This is a genomic window from Pseudomonas sp. SJZ131 (assembly GCF_007828705.1).
GTDB classification, from domain to species: Bacteria; Pseudomonadota; Gammaproteobacteria; order Pseudomonadales; family Pseudomonadaceae; genus Aquipseudomonas; species Aquipseudomonas prosekii.
Map to the genome: position 1 here is coordinate 489,876 of NZ_VIVC01000003.1, position 14,461 is coordinate 504,336.

Annotated in this window: 17 protein-coding genes; 12 read left to right on the top strand and 5 right to left on the bottom strand. The window is 58.7% G+C overall.

What is annotated here, in order from left to right; translation table 11 throughout:
- The first annotated feature begins 22 nt into the window (after positions 1–22).
- The 4 genes from argB (at position 23) to FBY12_RS16490 (ending at position 2,292) form a co-directional block, all read left to right on the top strand.
- Positions 23–928 carry an acetylglutamate kinase gene (argB, locus tag FBY12_RS16475; protein ID WP_092276181.1) on the top strand — a complete coding sequence of 302 codons (906 nt, stop codon included), beginning with the start codon at positions 23–25 and terminating at the stop codon, positions 926–928.
- 192 nt (positions 929–1,120) lie between these two features.
- The gene (locus FBY12_RS16480; RefSeq protein ID WP_145254016.1) at positions 1,121–1,333 is read left to right on the top strand and encodes a hypothetical protein; all 213 of its coding nucleotides are present in this window, start codon (positions 1,121–1,123) and stop codon (positions 1,331–1,333) included.
- A 16-nt stretch (positions 1,334–1,349) separates the two neighbouring features.
- The gene (locus tag FBY12_RS16485; RefSeq protein WP_101208267.1) at positions 1,350–1,922 is read left to right on the top strand and encodes a hypothetical protein; all 573 of its coding nucleotides are present in this window, start codon (positions 1,350–1,352) and stop codon (positions 1,920–1,922) included.
- Positions 1,909–2,292, top strand: coding sequence for a hypothetical protein (locus tag FBY12_RS16490; RefSeq protein ID WP_145254019.1), 384 nt, complete (start codon positions 1,909–1,911; stop codon positions 2,290–2,292). The genes FBY12_RS16485 and FBY12_RS16490 overlap by 14 nt, the downstream gene beginning before the upstream one ends.
- 115 nt (positions 2,293–2,407) lie before the next feature.
- Here the strand turns inward: FBY12_RS16490 and pyrE are convergent, their stop codons facing one another.
- Positions 2,408–3,052, bottom strand: a complete 645-nt coding sequence (gene pyrE / locus FBY12_RS16495) for an orotate phosphoribosyltransferase (RefSeq protein WP_145254022.1) — start codon at positions 3,050–3,052, stop codon at positions 2,408–2,410.
- Positions 3,053–3,134: 82 nt separating this feature from the next.
- Here pyrE and FBY12_RS16500 point away from each other — a divergent pair, with 82 nt between their 5' ends.
- Positions 3,135–3,914: an exodeoxyribonuclease III gene (locus FBY12_RS16500; RefSeq protein ID WP_007934608.1), complete on the top strand. Its 780-nt coding sequence runs from the start codon at positions 3,135–3,137 to the stop codon at positions 3,912–3,914.
- Positions 3,915–3,991: 77 nt separating this feature from the next.
- On the opposite strand, the gene gltS is transcribed toward FBY12_RS16500, so the two are convergent.
- The 3 genes from gltS to rph form a co-directional block, all read right to left on the bottom strand.
- Entirely contained in the window at positions 3,992–5,200 is a 1,209-nt protein-coding gene (gltS, locus tag FBY12_RS16505) for a sodium/glutamate symporter (RefSeq protein ID WP_145254024.1), read from the bottom strand.
- Positions 5,201–5,589: 389 nt separating this feature from the next.
- On the bottom strand, positions 5,590–5,958 hold the full coding sequence (locus FBY12_RS16510; RefSeq protein WP_121732331.1) for a DUF4870 domain-containing protein: 369 nt from the start codon (positions 5,956–5,958) through the stop codon (positions 5,590–5,592).
- A 31-nt stretch (positions 5,959–5,989) separates the two neighbouring features.
- Positions 5,990–6,712, bottom strand: a complete 723-nt coding sequence (gene rph / locus FBY12_RS16515) for a ribonuclease PH (protein ID WP_092276160.1) — start codon at positions 6,710–6,712, stop codon at positions 5,990–5,992.
- A 268-nt stretch (positions 6,713–6,980) separates the two neighbouring features.
- Between rph and FBY12_RS16520 the strand changes: the two genes are divergently transcribed.
- From FBY12_RS16520 to FBY12_RS16545, 6 genes are all read left to right on the top strand, one after another.
- A complete protein-coding gene (locus FBY12_RS16520; protein ID WP_145254027.1) occupies positions 6,981–7,844 on the top strand; it encodes a YicC/YloC family endoribonuclease in 864 nt (287 codons plus the stop codon).
- Between the two features lie 12 nt (positions 7,845–7,856).
- Entirely contained in the window at positions 7,857–8,477 is a 621-nt protein-coding gene (gene gmk / locus FBY12_RS16525; protein ID WP_092276154.1) for a guanylate kinase, read from the top strand.
- A gap of 178 nt (positions 8,478–8,655) precedes the next feature.
- Positions 8,656–8,919, top strand: a complete 264-nt coding sequence (rpoZ, locus tag FBY12_RS16530; protein ID WP_007894670.1) for a DNA-directed RNA polymerase subunit omega — start codon at positions 8,656–8,658, stop codon at positions 8,917–8,919.
- A gap of 60 nt (positions 8,920–8,979) precedes the next feature.
- Positions 8,980–11,085: a bifunctional GTP diphosphokinase/guanosine-3',5'-bis pyrophosphate 3'-pyrophosphohydrolase gene (spoT, locus tag FBY12_RS16535; RefSeq protein WP_092276150.1), complete on the top strand. Its 2,106-nt coding sequence runs from the start codon at positions 8,980–8,982 to the stop codon at positions 11,083–11,085.
- A gap of 24 nt (positions 11,086–11,109) precedes the next feature.
- Positions 11,110–11,490 (top strand): RidA family protein, encoded by a 381-nt coding sequence (locus FBY12_RS16540; protein WP_025130815.1) that lies wholly within the window; start codon positions 11,110–11,112, stop codon positions 11,488–11,490.
- A gap of 71 nt (positions 11,491–11,561) precedes the next feature.
- Positions 11,562–12,302 (top strand): hypothetical protein, encoded by a 741-nt coding sequence (locus FBY12_RS16545; protein ID WP_121732332.1) that lies wholly within the window; start codon positions 11,562–11,564, stop codon positions 12,300–12,302.
- Between the two features lie 123 nt (positions 12,303–12,425).
- On the opposite strand, the gene FBY12_RS16550 is transcribed toward FBY12_RS16545, so the two are convergent.
- Positions 12,426–13,286, bottom strand: coding sequence for an SDR family oxidoreductase (locus FBY12_RS16550; protein ID WP_145254030.1), 861 nt, complete (start codon positions 13,284–13,286; stop codon positions 12,426–12,428).
- A gap of 188 nt (positions 13,287–13,474) precedes the next feature.
- Between FBY12_RS16550 and exbB the strand changes: the two genes are divergently transcribed.
- Positions 13,475–14,455 carry a tonB-system energizer ExbB gene (gene exbB / locus FBY12_RS16555; protein WP_145254033.1) on the top strand — a complete coding sequence of 327 codons (981 nt, stop codon included), beginning with the start codon at positions 13,475–13,477 and terminating at the stop codon, positions 14,453–14,455.
- The last annotated feature ends 6 nt before the right edge of the window (positions 14,456–14,461 follow it).

The window sequence follows — 14,461 nt, forward strand, 5'->3', positions numbered from 1 at the left end:
TCTGATTCACCCGGAGCCCTGAATGACCCTCGAACGCGAAGCCGCCGCCAACACCGCCAAGGTCCTGTCCGAAGCACTGCCTTACATTCGCCGCTACGTCGGCAAGACGCTGGTGATCAAATACGGCGGCAACGCGATGGAAAGCGAGGAGCTGAAAACTGGCTTCGCCCGCGACATCGTGCTGATGAAAGCCGTGGGCATCAACCCGGTGGTGGTTCACGGTGGCGGCCCGCAAATCGGCGATCTGCTCAAGCGGCTGTCGATCGAGAGCCACTTTATCGATGGCATGCGCGTGACTGACGCGCAGACCATGGACGTGGTGGAAATGGTCCTCGGCGGCCAGGTCAACAAGGACATCGTCAACCTGATCAACCGTCATGGCGGCAGCGCCATCGGCCTGACCGGTAAAGACGCCGAGCTGATCCGTGCGAAAAAACTCACCGTGACCCGCCAGACGCCGGAGATGACCCAACCGGAGATCATCGACATCGGGCAAGTGGGCGAAGTGGTCGGGATCAACACCGATTTGCTCAACCTGCTGGTCAGAGGCGATTTCATCCCGGTGATCGCGCCAATCGGCGTCGGCGCCAACGGTGAGTCGTACAACATCAACGCCGACCTGGTGGCCGGTAAAGTGGCGGAAGCGCTGAAAGCCGAAAAGCTCATGCTGCTGACCAACATCGCCGGCCTGATGGACAAGCAAGGCACGGTCCTCACCGGCCTGACCACCCAGCAAGTCGACGAACTGATCGCCGACGGCACGATCTACGGCGGCATGCTGCCGAAGATCCGTTGCGCGCTGGAAGCGGTTCAGGGCGGCGTCGGCAGCTCGCTGATCATCGACGGCCGGGTGCCGAACGCGATTCTGCTGGAGATCTTCACCGATACCGGCGTGGGGACGTTGATCAGTAACCGCAAACGTCCTTGATTCAGTAACGCCAAAAGATCGCAGCCTTCGTCAGTGCCTACAGGGTTTTCCGATAACCCTGTAGGACCTGGCGAAGGCTGCGATCTTTTTTTGCCTGCGGGAAACGTCTGACCTGATTCAGCGAAACGTCTGACATATCGCCCAGCACTAGTCCGCATAGGATCTTCCCTGAATCCACAGGAGATCTTCCCTATGCAAAAAGACCATGTTCCTTACGGCAGCGATATCTCAGCAGGTTCCTATGCGTGCGTAGATTGCGGCCGCGAGTATTCAGGCCCGTCACAAAAATCGATGCCGCCCTGCCCTGACTTCAATAATTCCCCCCACCCATTGAAAGGCTGGAAGGTCCTCAGCGGCCAAGGCGATGCCGTGGAAGATCCGTATCCAGATAACGCCAACAAGTGATCTCGGGAGGCTCAGCATGCAGATCTCGTTCACGATCGACGCCCAGGCTTTCGAGCAGGAGCAAAAGGAGCCGGTCAAAAAGACCCTGAAGATTTCCGACGGCGAAATCGCTCATGCCTTACAACGGATCGCCAAGGCGAGCCTCACTGAATACCTGAAAATGCTGGTCGAAGGCGGGATGCCGAGTCGGGCCGATGAAGCGAAACAGGATCGTTTGCTGTACTTGATCCAAAGCTACTTCGGCCAGACCTTGCCGACCGAATCGCAGATTTCGACGATTTTTCAGCTGACCCAGAGTCAAAGCAAAACCCTGCTGAAAAACACGGTTTCGCGCTTTCGCAATCAGCTCGACGAGATCTTGCAGCACAGCATGCAAGCGGTCATCGAGTCTGCGGAGCACGCACAGACGGTGTATCTGGTGGTCATCAGCTCGGACGTCATTCGTGATGAGCTGAACATGCTGATCACGCAAAACGAGCCGACCTTCAAACCCATCACCAAACGCAAAGGCAGTGCCGGGCAGTTCGAAATCAGCGAGGATTCCCACGCGCTGTTGTGCCAGACGCTGGGCCTGAATGCCGTTCAGTGACATCGTCGCGGTCAGCGGCTTGCTGCTGACCCTGACCACGTTCATGTTCAACCTGGCGTGGCCAAGGCTGCATGAGGCGCTGGAACTGGATGAATATGAGTCGGGGGAGCTGGCCAGAAAGCGCAGCAGGACAAAGGTGATGAACGTTTTGTGCAGCTGCGCCCTTCCACTACTGGCGGCCTTCATTGCGCTGTTCTACGTCAACTTACCTGCCGCCGTGAGGATCATGAGCTCCAGCACACTGGACCTGTGGGACTTCGACGTGGACCGAACGCTCTACGTGTCAGTCGTCCTGGCATTGCTGGTATTTGCGCTATTCAACCTGTGGTTGGCACTGAAACTCGTACGGAAATGGCGAAGACTGCACTAACGACGCACTCCTTGTAGGAGCGAGGCTTGCCCGCGAAAGCGATTTAACGGTCAACATATCTGTTGAATGTGACGACGTCTTCGCGGGCAAGCCTCGCTCCTACAGGTCTGCGGTGTCAGACGCCGAATTGCGCGCGGTAGGCTTCTACGGCTGGCAGGTGCTGCTTGAGCTGCGGGTCATCGGCGAGGAATTCCAGCACTTGGTTCAGCGAGACAATGCTGATCACCGGGATACCGAAGTCGCGCTCCACTTCCTGGATCGCCGACAAGTCGCCGTTGCCGCGCTCTTGACGATTGAGGGCGATCAGCACGCCCGCAGCCTTGGCGCCGTCCTGCGAGGCAATTATTTGCATCACTTCACGAATCGCAGTGCCGGCGGTGATCACGTCGTCGATGATCAGCACTTCGCCGCTCAGCGGTGCGCCAACCAGGCTGCCACCTTCACCGTGGGCCTTGGCCTCTTTGCGATTGAAACACCACGGCAGATCACGCTCGTGATGCTCGGCCAGCGCCACGGCAGTGGTCGCCGCCAAAGGAATACCTTTGTACGCCGGGCCAAACAGCACATCGAAAGAAATACCGCTTTCAACGATGGCCGCAGCATAAAAACGCCCCAGCTGAGCCAGGGCCGAACCGCTGTTGAACAGGCCTGCGTTGAAGAAGTAAGGACTGGTGCGCCCGGACTTCAGGGTGAACTCACCGAAGCGCAAAACGCCGCGATCGATGGCAAAACGAATGAAATCGCGCTGATACGCTTGCATGAAAAAAACCCCAAATACCACGGATTTAGCTAATTAGGTTGACGCCGTGTATCATACACGCACGCGATTTTTGGGGCCATTTATGCGGATCATCAGTGTGAACGTCAATGGTATTCAGGCTGCAGTGGAGCGAGGTTTGCTCAGTTGGCTGCAAGCACAGAATGCCGACGTCATCTGCCTGCAGGACACCCGCGCCTCCGCCTTTGAACTGGACGATCCAGCCTTCCAACTGGATGGCTACTTCCTTTATGCCTGCGAAGCCGAAGTACCCGCCCAAGGTGGCGTGGCTTTGTATTCGCGGCTGCAACCGAAGGCAGTCATCAGCGGTCTCGGGTTCGAGACGGCCGACCGCTACGGGCGCTACCTGCAAGCCGATTTCGATAAGGTCAGCATCGCGACCTTGCTGCTTCCTTCGGGGCAGAATGGCGATGAAGACTTGAACCAGAAGTTCAAGCTAATGGACGATTTCGCCCGTTATCTGGATAAACAGCGACGCAAACGTCGCGAGTACATTTATTGTGGCTCGCTGTACGTGGCGCAACAGAAGCTGGATATCAAGAACTGGCGCGACAGCCAGCAATCCCCGGGCTTCCTGGCACCTGAACGTGCCTGGATGGACGAGATTGTCGGCAACATGGGTTATGTCGATGCCCTGCGCGAAGTCAGTCGTGAAGGCGACCAGTACAGCTGGTGGCCGGACAACGAGCAGGCTGAGATGCTCAACCTCGGCTGGCGTTTCGATTACCAGCTGCTGACCCCAGGCCTGCGCCGCTTTGTCCGCAGCGCGCGCCTGCCACGTCAGCCACGGTTCTCGCAGCACGCACCGTTGATCGTGGACTACGACTGGACGCTGACGATCTAAGCGTCGATTCGCAGAAAAAAATGCCCGTATCGCGAGATACGGGCATTTTTTATGCGCCAGGCGACATGGCCAGAACTTCAGGCAACGGCAAAAAACGGCAGCGCAAGGTACAACTTGATCACGATGACATTAATGATGTCGATGAAGAATGCACCGACCATTGGCACCACCAGAAACGCTATCTGCGAAGGACCGTAACGCTGCGTTACCGCCTGCATGTTAGCGATGGCCGTGGGCGTCGCGCCTAGTCCAAAACCGCAATGCCCCGCCGCCAACACCGCCGCATCGTAGTTACTGCCCATGATTCTGAACGTCACGAAAATCGCAAACAACGCCATGACCAACGCTTGCGCAGCCAGAATGATGAAGATCGGCAAGGCCAGTGCCGCCAAGTCCCACAGTTTCAGCGACATCAAGGCAATCGCCAGAAACAGCGACAGACTGACGTTACCCAACACAGACACTTCACGCTCGAATACCTGATACAAGCCCAGCGCTGAAAGGCCATTGCGTAAAACCACACCAATGAACAGCACGCAGACGAAAGTTGGCAATTCAAGTGCGGTTCCCTGCAACAAACCATTCAGAAGATTGCCGACCAATAAGCTCACTGCAATCAGCGCGAGGGTTTCGATAAACGAAAATGGCGTGATCGAACGCTCTTTGTTCGGCTGTTCAAAGCCTTTTGGCAAGCGTGGCGCCTCTTGCGTGTGGCAGCCAGGTACTTGAACACGCTTGATCAGCAGGCGGGCGACCGGGCCGCCAATCAAGCCACCCAACACCAGGCCAAACGTTGCAGAGGCAATCGCCAACTCGGAGGCAGACGCCAGACCGTACTTCTCACTGAACACCGTCCCCCACGCAGCGCCTGTACCATGACCGCCCGACAACGTAATCGAACCGGTCAGCAGCCCCATCAGCGGATCGAGCCCGAGCAGGGTTGCGAGGCCGATACCCATGGCGTTCTGGACGATCAGAAGTCCGGCCACCGCCAACAGAAATACACCGACCACGCGACCGCCCTTCTTCAAGCTGGCGAAGTCGGCACTCAAGCCAATCGTGGCAAAAAAAGCCAACATCAACGGCGTCTGCAACGAAGTATCGAAGCGAACTTCAATATCAAAGGTTCGCGAGAGAAGCAGAGCCAGAGCAACCACCAGACCACCGGCAACAGGTTCGGGAATATTGTAATTACGAAGGAAAGCCACACGTGTAACCAGTCCGCGCCCCAGCAAAAGCACTAAAGAGGCGGCCACCAGCGTTCCATAAAAGTCGAGCTGAATCATTGGGATTGTTCTTGGCTATATATTCAGAGGCGAACTTTTTACCCGCGCACGCCTGATGAATCGGCTGAGTATCTCAACACTGATTGGCTGAAATTCAAGGACCTTCGTTGGCTTGAATATGTCGATATATTTCTAAGTGAATATAACGTGGGGCAACTCTAACAACCGCAAAGTCTGATTGCCAAGAACGCAGCCAACTTATAGGCATTGAAGTTGTGACTTAAGATGTAAGAGTCAAATTTCAATAAGGAATGTACGCGCGTGTTTAACACGTATTCCACACACCGTTATGTCAAATCTGTTAATTGAATTATGAAAATACAAATGCCCTGACAAGTCAGGGCATTTAGTTACAATCGGCAAATGTGAACGAGTCGCCGGTTGGGTCGTTACTTGATCAACCGCAAAGTGAACGGATAACGATAAGGCACGCCTTCATTGGCTTTTACGCCACCGATGATCGTCAGCACCAAACCTGCGATTGCGATCAGACCCAGCAGGAAAAACCCGATGACCACCAATATCAAAAAGAACGAGATGGTCGCGGCGATGGCAACGGTAATCTGAAAATTCAGCGCTTCCTTGCCCTGCGCATCAATGAACGGGTCACTCTCGCGCTTCATCTGCCAGAGGATCAGCGGGCCGATCAACGTACCAAATGGAATCCAGATCCCCAACAAGGCGGACAAGTGACAAAACATCGCCCACTGCCGAGCCTCTTGGCTCGGGGTAGGAAGTAACTCTTGCCCATCACTCATAACATCCTCCTTGGTGTGAAAAACGACTCGATCAGTCAGCCAACGCAGCTTTTTGCAGTTCGAAAATCTCGTTCATGCCTTTCTTGGCCAATTCCAGCATGGCGTTCAGGTCTTCCGGCTGGAACGGCGCGCCTTCAGCGGTGCCCTGGACTTCGATGAAGCCGCCGGTGCTGGTCATTACCACGTTCAGGTCAGTCTCGGCAGCCGAGTCTTCCAGATAATCGAGGTCAAGCACAGCCTCGCCCTGGTACATGCCGACCGAAACGGCAGCGATCATTTGCTTGAGCGGGTCGCCGCCCTTGAGGCCGCCGCGCTTTTTGATCACTTTCAACGCATCGACCAGTGCAACCATGGCGCCGGTGATGGAGGCAGTGCGGGTGCCGCCGTCAGCCTGGATCACGTCGCAATCGACGTACAGGGTAACGTCGCCGAGCTTCGACATGTCCAGCGCAGCGCGCAGCGAACGGCCGATCAGACGCTGGATTTCCAGGGTACGGCCGCCTTGCTTGCCACGGCTCGCTTCACGCTGGTTACGCTCGCCAGTGGCGCGCGGCAGCATGCCGTATTCAGCGGTCAACCAGCCTTGGCCCTGACCTTTGAGGAAACGTGGCACGCCGTTTTCGACGCTGACGGTGCAGATGACTTTGGTGTCACCGAACTCGACCAGCACAGAACCCTCGGCGTGTTTGGTGTAGTTGCGGGTAATGCGGATCGAGCGGAGCTGATCGGCAACGCGACCACTTGGACGTTTCATAGGGAATACCTGTACTGGGGACGGAAAACTGCCGAGCATTATAGAGCCGCGAGCCGCGAGTGGGCACGCCTAAAAAATCCAGCCGACGGTTGAAGCCGGCAAAATTGCCTTAACCGACGGCCTGCAGCCCTTTGTCACAGGGTGTGTTTGGGCGCATCCACCGCACTGCGCTACAATCCTGCGCCTTTGCTGCCAGTCGGCTCACATTCATTGATATCGGGTTCGCGAAGCCAAGGTTTCGCGCCAGCCTGCACTGCGAGGTACCTCCATGGTGCACAGCATGACCGCCTTCGCCCGCGTCGAATCCGCCGGCGTCCAAGGCACCCTGAGCTGGGAACTGCGCTCGGTCAACAGCCGCTACCTGGAACCGCATCTGCGCCTGCCGGAATCCTTTCGCGACCTCGAAGGCGCCGTTCGCGAAGCGCTGCGCCAAGGGTTGTCGCGCGGCAAACTGGAATGCACCTTGCGTTTCACCGAGGAAAGCACCGGCCAAACCCTGCAAGTGGACCGCGAACGCGCCGCGCAACTGGTGGCCGCCGCTGAAACAATTGCCGACCTGATCAAGAACCCGGCCGCGCTGAACCCGCTGGAAGTGCTGGCCTGGCCCGGCGTGCTGGTGGGCGACGCGGCGGACCCGCAAGCCTTGAACGCCGAGGCCCTGGCACTGTTCACCCAAGGCCTGAAGGAATTGAAGGCTGGCCGCGAGCGCGAAGGCGCGGAGCTGGCCCGGCTGATCAATGATCGCCTGACCTCTATTGAAGAAGACGTCGTGACCCTGCGCGGGCTGGTCCCGCAAATGCTCGCGACCCAGCGCCAGAAAGTCCTCGACCGCTTTGCCGACATGAAAGCCGAGATGGACCCACAGCGTCTGGAACAGGAAATGGTCATGCTCGCGCAAAAGAGCGACGTCGCCGAAGAACTGGATCGCCTGAGCACTCACATCATCGAAGTTCGCCGGGTGCTCAAGTCCGGCGGGGCCGCCGGTCGGCGCCTCGACTTCCTGATGCAGGAACTCAACCGCGAAGCCAACACACTGGGCTCCAAAGCCTTCGACCCGCGCAGCACCACGGCGGCGGTCAACCTCAAAGTGTTGATCGAGCAGATGCGCGAACAAGTGCAGAATATTGAGTAAGGCAACCCCGACATGACCCACAGCACCGGCACCCTTTACATCATTTCCGCCCCCTCGGGCGCGGGCAAGAGCAGCCTGGTCAAGGCCTTGACCGACGCCGACCAAGAGATTCGCGTCTCGGTTTCGCACACCACCCGCGCCATGCGCCCCGGTGAAGTGAACGGCGTGAACTATCACTTCGTCACGCGCGAAGCGTTCGTGAAAATGGGCGAGCACGGCGATTTCCTCGAGCGCGCCGAAGTCTTCGGCAACCTCTATGGCACCTCGCAAAGTCACTTGCAGCAGACGCTGGACGCGGGCCACGATCTGATCCTGGAAATCGACTGGCAGGGCGCCGAGCAAGTGCGCAAGTTGATGCCGCAAGCGCGCTCGATCTTCATTTTGCCGCCGTCGCTGGAAGCGTTGCACCAGCGCCTGACCAATCGCGGCCAGGACAGCGACGAAATCATCGACGGGCGGATGCGTGAAGCGGTCAGCGAGATGAGCCACTACGTCGACTACGACTACCTGATCATCAACGACAATTTCGCCCACGCACTGCGCGACCTGCAGGCGATTTTCCGTGCCAATCAGCTGCATCAAAAGCGTCAGCAGCAGCGCAACGGAAAACTTTTGGCCGAATTGCTTGGCTGACAAGCGCTTAATCAGCTCTTCCCAAAACCGTTGCAAGGGCTTTACATTGGCACTTGCAGCGCGTTGAAGGGCTTGGTCAAAAAATCAGCGCTTCCCTAAACGCTGGTGATTTTTTAAACTGTCGAGTCCGCTCGCCCAACCGGGCAGCGCGCATATTGCATTCGCTCCGAGGAATACCATGGCCCGCGTAACTGTTGAAGACTGCCTGAACCACGTGGAAAACCGTTTTGAGCTGGTCATGCTGTCCACCAAACGTGCCCGTCAACTGGCCACCGGCGGCAAAGAGCCACTGGTTCAGTGGGAAAACGACAAGCCTACCGTTGTAGCGCTGCGTGAAATCGCTGAAGGCCTGATGAGCTATGAGTTCATCGCCAATGCTGAAATCGTCGAAGACGAACCGCTGTTCGCAGCGTTCGAGGACGAGTCCAACGAGGCCGTCTAAGCCTATGCCTGGTCGACGTAGCACGGCGCGGGGTCACAGCCAACGGCAGGAGTTAATACTTTGCCGAGCATAGACGCCCTCGCCGATCGCTTATCGACCTACCTCGGCAAGGACCAGGTCAACCTGGTCCGCCGAGCGTATTTCTACGCCGAACAAGCCCACGACGGCCAACGCCGCCGCAGCGGCGAGGCGTACGTCACGCACCCTCTTGCGGTGGCGAATATTCTTGCCGACATGCACATGGACCATCAGAGTTTGATGGCCGCGATGCTGCATGACGTGATCGAAGACACCGGGATTGCCAAAGAAGCGCTGCAAGCGCAGTTCGGCGAAACCGTGGCCGAACTGGTCGACGGGGTCAGCAAACTGACCCAGATGAATTTCGAGACCAAAGCCGAAGCCCAGGCCGAAAACTTCCAGAAAATGGCCATGGCCATGGCGCGCGATATTCGCGTGATCCTGGTCAAGCTCGCCGACCGCCTGCACAACATGCGCACGCTGGAAGTGCTGTCCGGCGAAAAACGCCGACGCATCGCCAAGGAAACCCTGGAAATCTATGCGCCCATTGCCAACCGGCTGGGCATGCACGCCATCCGCATAGAATTCGAAGACCTCGGCTTCAAAGCCATGCACCCGATGCGTTCCGCGCGGATCAACCAGGCCGTCAAGCGCGCCCGGGGCAACCGCAAGGAAATCGTCAACAAGATCGAAGAATCCCTGAGCCACTGCCTGGCGATTGATGAAATCCAGGGCGAAGTCAGCGGCCGCCAGAAGCACCTCTACGGCATCTACAAGAAAATGCGCGGCAAGCGTCGGGCCTTCAACGAGATCATGGACGTCTACGCGTTCCGGATCATCGTCGACAAGGTCGACACCTGCTACCGCGTACTGGGCGCTGTACATAATTTGTACAAACCGTTGCCGGGCCGTTTCAAGGATTACATCGCGATCCCCAAGGCCAACGGCTATCAGTCGCTGCACACCACGCTGTTCGGCATGCACGGCGTACCGATCGAAATCCAGATCCGCACCCGTGAAATGGAAGAGATGGCCAACAACGGCATCGCCGCCCATTGGCTGTACAAATCCAGCGGCGACGAGCAGCCCAAAGGCACTCACGCCCGCGCCCGCCAGTGGGTCAAAGGCGTGCTGGAAATGCAGCAACGCGCCGGCAACTCGCTGGAATTCATCGAAAGCGTGAAGATCGACCTGTTCCCGGACGAGGTCTACGTGTTCACGCCCAAGGGCCGGATCATGGAGCTGCCCAAAGGCTCCACGGCAGTCGACTTTGCCTACGCGGTGCACACCGACGTCGGCAACAGCTGCATTGCCTGCCGGATCAACCGCCGTCTCGCGCCGCTGTCCGAGCCGCTGCAAAGCGGCTCCACGGTCGAGATCGTCAGCGCCCCCGGCGCGCGGCCAAACCCGGCGTGGCTCAACTTTGTGGTCACCGGCAAGGCGCGGACGCACATCCGCCACGCGCTGAAACTGCAACGCCGCTCCGAGTCCATCAGCCTCGGCGAACGCCTGCTGAACAAGGTGCTCAACGGTTTCGACAGCAGCCTGGAAAAAATCGCCGCCGAACGGGTCAAGGCAATGCTCGCCGAGTATCGCCTCGAACTGATCGAAGACTTGCTCGAAGACATCGGCCTGGGCAATCGCATGGCATACGTGGTCGCGCGCCGCCTGCTCGGCGAAGGCGAACAGTTGCCGAGCCCGGAAGGCCCGCTGGCGATTCGCGGCACCGAAGGTCTGGTGCTGAGCTACGCCAAGTGCTGCACGCCGATCCCGGGCGACCCGATTGTCGGCCATCTGTCGGCGGGCAAAGGCATGGTCGTGCACCTGGACAACTGCCGCAACATCAGCGAAATCAGGCACAACCCGGAAAAATGCATCCAGCTCTCGTGGGCCAAGGATGTTACCGGCGAATTCAACGTCGAACTGCGCGTCGAGCTGGAACACCAGCGCGGCCTGATCGCTCTGCTGGCCAGCAGCGTCAACGCGGCCGACGGCAATATCGAAAAAATCAGCATGGACGAACGCGATGGTCGCATCAGCGTGGTCCAACTGGTGGTCAGCGTGCACGACCGTGTGCACCTGGCTCGTGTGATCAAGAAACTGCGCGCCTTGACCGGGGTGATCCGCATCACCCGCATGCGTGCGTAGCCCACCCATTACAAGGAGTCATTCATGACCAAAACAGTTATCACCAGCGACAAGGCCCCGGCCGCCATCGGTACTTATTCCCAGGCGATCAAGGCTGGCAATACCGTTTACATGTCGGGTCAAATTCCGCTGGACCCAAAAACCATGGAACTGGTTGAAGGCTTCGAAGCCCAGACCGTCCAGGTGTTCGAGAACCTCAAGTCCGTGGCTGAAGCTGCCGGTGGTTCGTTCAAGGACATCGTCAAACTGAACATCTTCCTCACCGACCTGAGCCACTTCGCCAAGGTCAACGAGATCATGGGCAAGTACTTTGAACAGCCCTACCCTGCCCGCGCCGCCATCGGCGTTGCCGCCCTGCCAAAGGGTTCGCAGGTAGAAATGGACGCCATTCTGGTCATCGAGTAATACATCCGGCGCAGCCCTCACAGGCTGCGCCGCTGATCTTTTGTAAGAAAGGTTTTTGAAAGGATTCCAACATGCGCAAAGCGCTTGCCCTCTCCTTGCTCGCCGTTTTCCTCGGCGGCTGCGCCAGCGACCCTGCCGACCGCGACATCAGCGGCACTTGGATCAACCAGGTGGCCATCGATGCTGCCGCTCAGGGCGGCCCACTGCGTGAAGCGCTGCAGGCTTACGGCCCGAACCTGGAATGGGACGTCAACACCAAGGCCAATCAGGCCCGCTACACCAACGGTTTTGAAAACGTCGAAGGCAAGCTGCTGGCCGACGAGTCCGGCGCCTGGAAGGTCGACTTCTATGGCAGCTCCGCTAGCGAACTGCGCCGCGACGGCAAGCAGCTGAGCCAGGTCGCCAGCGACAACGAACCGGCGCAGGTTTTCGACCGCGCAGTGATTCAAGTGCCGGACGGCGCGCCGATTGGCGCCAGTTTCGAACGGGCGCTGTACACCGCTTATATGGGCGGCAGCTGGAAAGTCATCAGCGGCCCGGGCGAAGGCAACACCGTGCAATTTCAGGCGGATGGCCAAGTCACCGGCCTGACCGGGGCGGATCGTTATGCGTTGTGTCTGGCCGGTGATTGCGCGTCGATGAGCGGCGGCAACGACAGCATGTGGCTGCAACTCAACGGCCAGGGCAACACTTGGGTGTTTGCGCGCAAGGGCAAGGAACTGGAGATTTTCCAGACCGTGAACGCGTCGATGGCTGATGAAATGCCATCGTTCACGCCGGGTGATCGCAAGTGGTTGCTGGAGAAGCAGTAACAGCGAAATCCTTGCAGGAGCCAGGCTTGCCCGCGAAGGCGTCATAACATCCAACGTCTACGTCGGCATTTATGAAGCTTTCGCGGGCAAGCCTCGCTCCTACAATGCTTCGGGTGTTTGGAATCAGCAGCGGCCTTCAAGAATCGCTGCATAACCTTCGCGATAGCTTGGATATTGCGGCGCCCAGCCCAGCGCCTTCGCCCGAGCATTGCTGCAGCGCTTGCTCCCCGCCCGACGCACGCTCGCGTCTTCGGCCCATTCGGTCACGCCCAGATACTCGCGCAACCAGCCGACCACTTCGGCCAGTGGCGCCGGCGCATCGTCGACACCTATATAGACGTCATCCAGCGCCACACCGCGCTCATTCGCCTCAAGCAGGAACGCCAGCAAACCCGCCGCGTCATCGGCGTGAATGCGGTTGCCGTACAGCGGCGGATCAAGCGCCACCCGATAACCGCGACGAACCTGAGTCAGCAGCCACTCGCGGCCCGGCCCGTAAATACCCGTCAGCCGCACAATGCTCGCGGGGATGCCGCTGTCCAGCGCCACTTGCTCGGCTTCGAGCATCAACCGCCCGGAATAACCGCTACCGGCGACGGTCGGCGAGGTCTCATCGACCCATTCACCTTCCTGCTGGCCGTAGACGCTGCTGCTCGAAACGAATAACAGGCGTTTCGGCACCTGGCCGTAATCGCCCAGCCATTCCAGCACGTGCTGCAAACCCTCGACGTAAGCGGCGCGATAGCCGGCCTCATCGTGATCGGTCGCGGCGGCGCAATACACCAGGTAATCCACCGCGCCGATCGGCCAAGTGTCCGGGCAGTCTTTATTGAACAGGTCACCGGCGACGCCGATCACCCCTTCGGGCAGCCGCGAGATATTACGGCGCAAGCCGTGAACCTCCCAGCCTGAAACCAGTAATTGCTTAGCCAGACGGCTGCCAACATCACCGCAGCCGGCGATCAAAACAGAAGGCGCGGACATCAGAAAACTCCTCCGGGAAAGGTACAGACTAGCTTCCGCACAGGACGAGCGGCTAGCAATGAAGGAAAAAAAGATACTCTATTACTTTTGTTAACAAGAATTACTTGCAATAATGCCCGCCACTTTTGTTCTCGGCCTTCGAGGCCTGGAAGAACATTTACCGTCTTTTTTTCTCAGGTCCGGCCAGCATGACACGCAATCAATTCCCCGCTTCGCCTACCAAACGACCTCGCGCCTGGAGCGCTGTGGCCGCCCTGTTGCTCAGCCTGATGATCGCACCGGTCGCCGCTTTGGCTGATGCGCAAGCGCCAGCCGCTCCGGCCGCCGCTGCGACTGAAGCTGCGCCGGCACCTGCCCCAGCCGCGCCAGTCGCCGCGCCTGCTGCTGCCGACCCGGCGCCGGCCGTCGACGCTTCCGTTGCAGATGCTCCAGAAGTGCTGGAACCGGACAACACCCTGGGCATGGCCCACGACCTGTCGCCATGGGGCATGTACCAGAACGCCGACATCATCGTCAAAATCGTGATGATTGGCCTGGCCATCGCTTCGATCATTACCTGGACCATCTGGATCGCCAAAGGCTTCGAGCTGATGGGCGCCAAGCGTCGTCTGCGTAACGAAATCGTCCACCTGAAAAAAGCCACCACCCTTAAAGAAGCCAGCGCTTCGGCGACCAAGCAAGGCACCCTCGCCAATCTGCTGGTCCATGACGCGCTGGAAGAAATGCGCCTGTCGGCCAACAGCCGCGAGAAAGAAGGCATCAAGGAACGTGTGAGCTTCCGTCTCGAGCGCCTCGTCGCCGCGTGCGGTCGCAACATGAGCAACGGCACCGGCGTACTCGCCACCATCGGTTCCACCGCGCCGTTCGTGGGCCTGTTCGGTACCGTGTGGGGCATCATGAACAGCTTCATCGGCATCGCCAAAACCCAGACCACCAACCTCGCCGTCGTCGCACCGGGTATCGCCGAAGCCTTGCTGGCTACCGCGCTGGGCCTGGTTGCAGCGATTCCGGCCGTGGTCATCTACAACGTCTTCGCCCGCTCCATCGCCGGTTACAAGGCGCAGGTATCGGACGCCTCTGCTGAAGTCCTGTTGCTGGTCAGCCGTGATCTCGATCACCTGCCGACCGCTGAGCGCTCCCCGCAGCCCCACGTGGTCAAAGTAGGGTAATCAGCT

Bases quoted from the DNA above. Each gene is read 5' to 3' on its own strand.
- gmk (WP_092276154.1), top strand. From the start codon at position 7,857: ATGACCCACAGCACCGGCACCCTTTACATCATTTCCGCCCCCTCGGGC.
- FBY12_RS16550 (WP_145254030.1), bottom strand. From the start codon at position 13,286: ATGTCCGCGCCTTCTGTTTTGATCGCCGGCTGCGGTGATGTTGGCAGC.
- FBY12_RS16540 (WP_025130815.1), top strand. From the start codon at position 11,110: ATGACCAAAACAGTTATCACCAGCGACAAGGCCCCGGCCGCCATCGGT.
- FBY12_RS16520 (WP_145254027.1), top strand. From the start codon at position 6,981: ATGGTGCACAGCATGACCGCCTTCGCCCGCGTCGAATCCGCCGGCGTC.
- FBY12_RS16500 (WP_007934608.1), top strand. From the start codon at position 3,135: ATGCGGATCATCAGTGTGAACGTCAATGGTATTCAGGCTGCAGTGGAG.
- FBY12_RS16485 (WP_101208267.1), top strand. From the start codon at position 1,350: ATGCAGATCTCGTTCACGATCGACGCCCAGGCTTTCGAGCAGGAGCAA.
- FBY12_RS16510 (WP_121732331.1), bottom strand. From the start codon at position 5,958: ATGAGTGATGGGCAAGAGTTACTTCCTACCCCGAGCCAAGAGGCTCGG.
- FBY12_RS16490 (WP_145254019.1), top strand. From the start codon at position 1,909: ATGCCGTTCAGTGACATCGTCGCGGTCAGCGGCTTGCTGCTGACCCTG.
- rph (WP_092276160.1), bottom strand. From the start codon at position 6,712: ATGAAACGTCCAAGTGGTCGCGTTGCCGATCAGCTCCGCTCGATCCGC.
- gltS (WP_145254024.1), bottom strand. From the start codon at position 5,200: ATGATTCAGCTCGACTTTTATGGAACGCTGGTGGCCGCCTCTTTAGTG.
- pyrE (WP_145254022.1), bottom strand. From the start codon at position 3,052: ATGCAAGCGTATCAGCGCGATTTCATTCGTTTTGCCATCGATCGCGGC.
- rpoZ (WP_007894670.1), top strand. From the start codon at position 8,656: ATGGCCCGCGTAACTGTTGAAGACTGCCTGAACCACGTGGAAAACCGT.
- argB (WP_092276181.1), top strand. From the start codon at position 23: ATGACCCTCGAACGCGAAGCCGCCGCCAACACCGCCAAGGTCCTGTCC.
- exbB (WP_145254033.1), top strand. From the start codon at position 13,475: ATGACACGCAATCAATTCCCCGCTTCGCCTACCAAACGACCTCGCGCC.
- FBY12_RS16545 (WP_121732332.1), top strand. From the start codon at position 11,562: ATGCGCAAAGCGCTTGCCCTCTCCTTGCTCGCCGTTTTCCTCGGCGGC.
- FBY12_RS16480 (WP_145254016.1), top strand. From the start codon at position 1,121: ATGCAAAAAGACCATGTTCCTTACGGCAGCGATATCTCAGCAGGTTCC.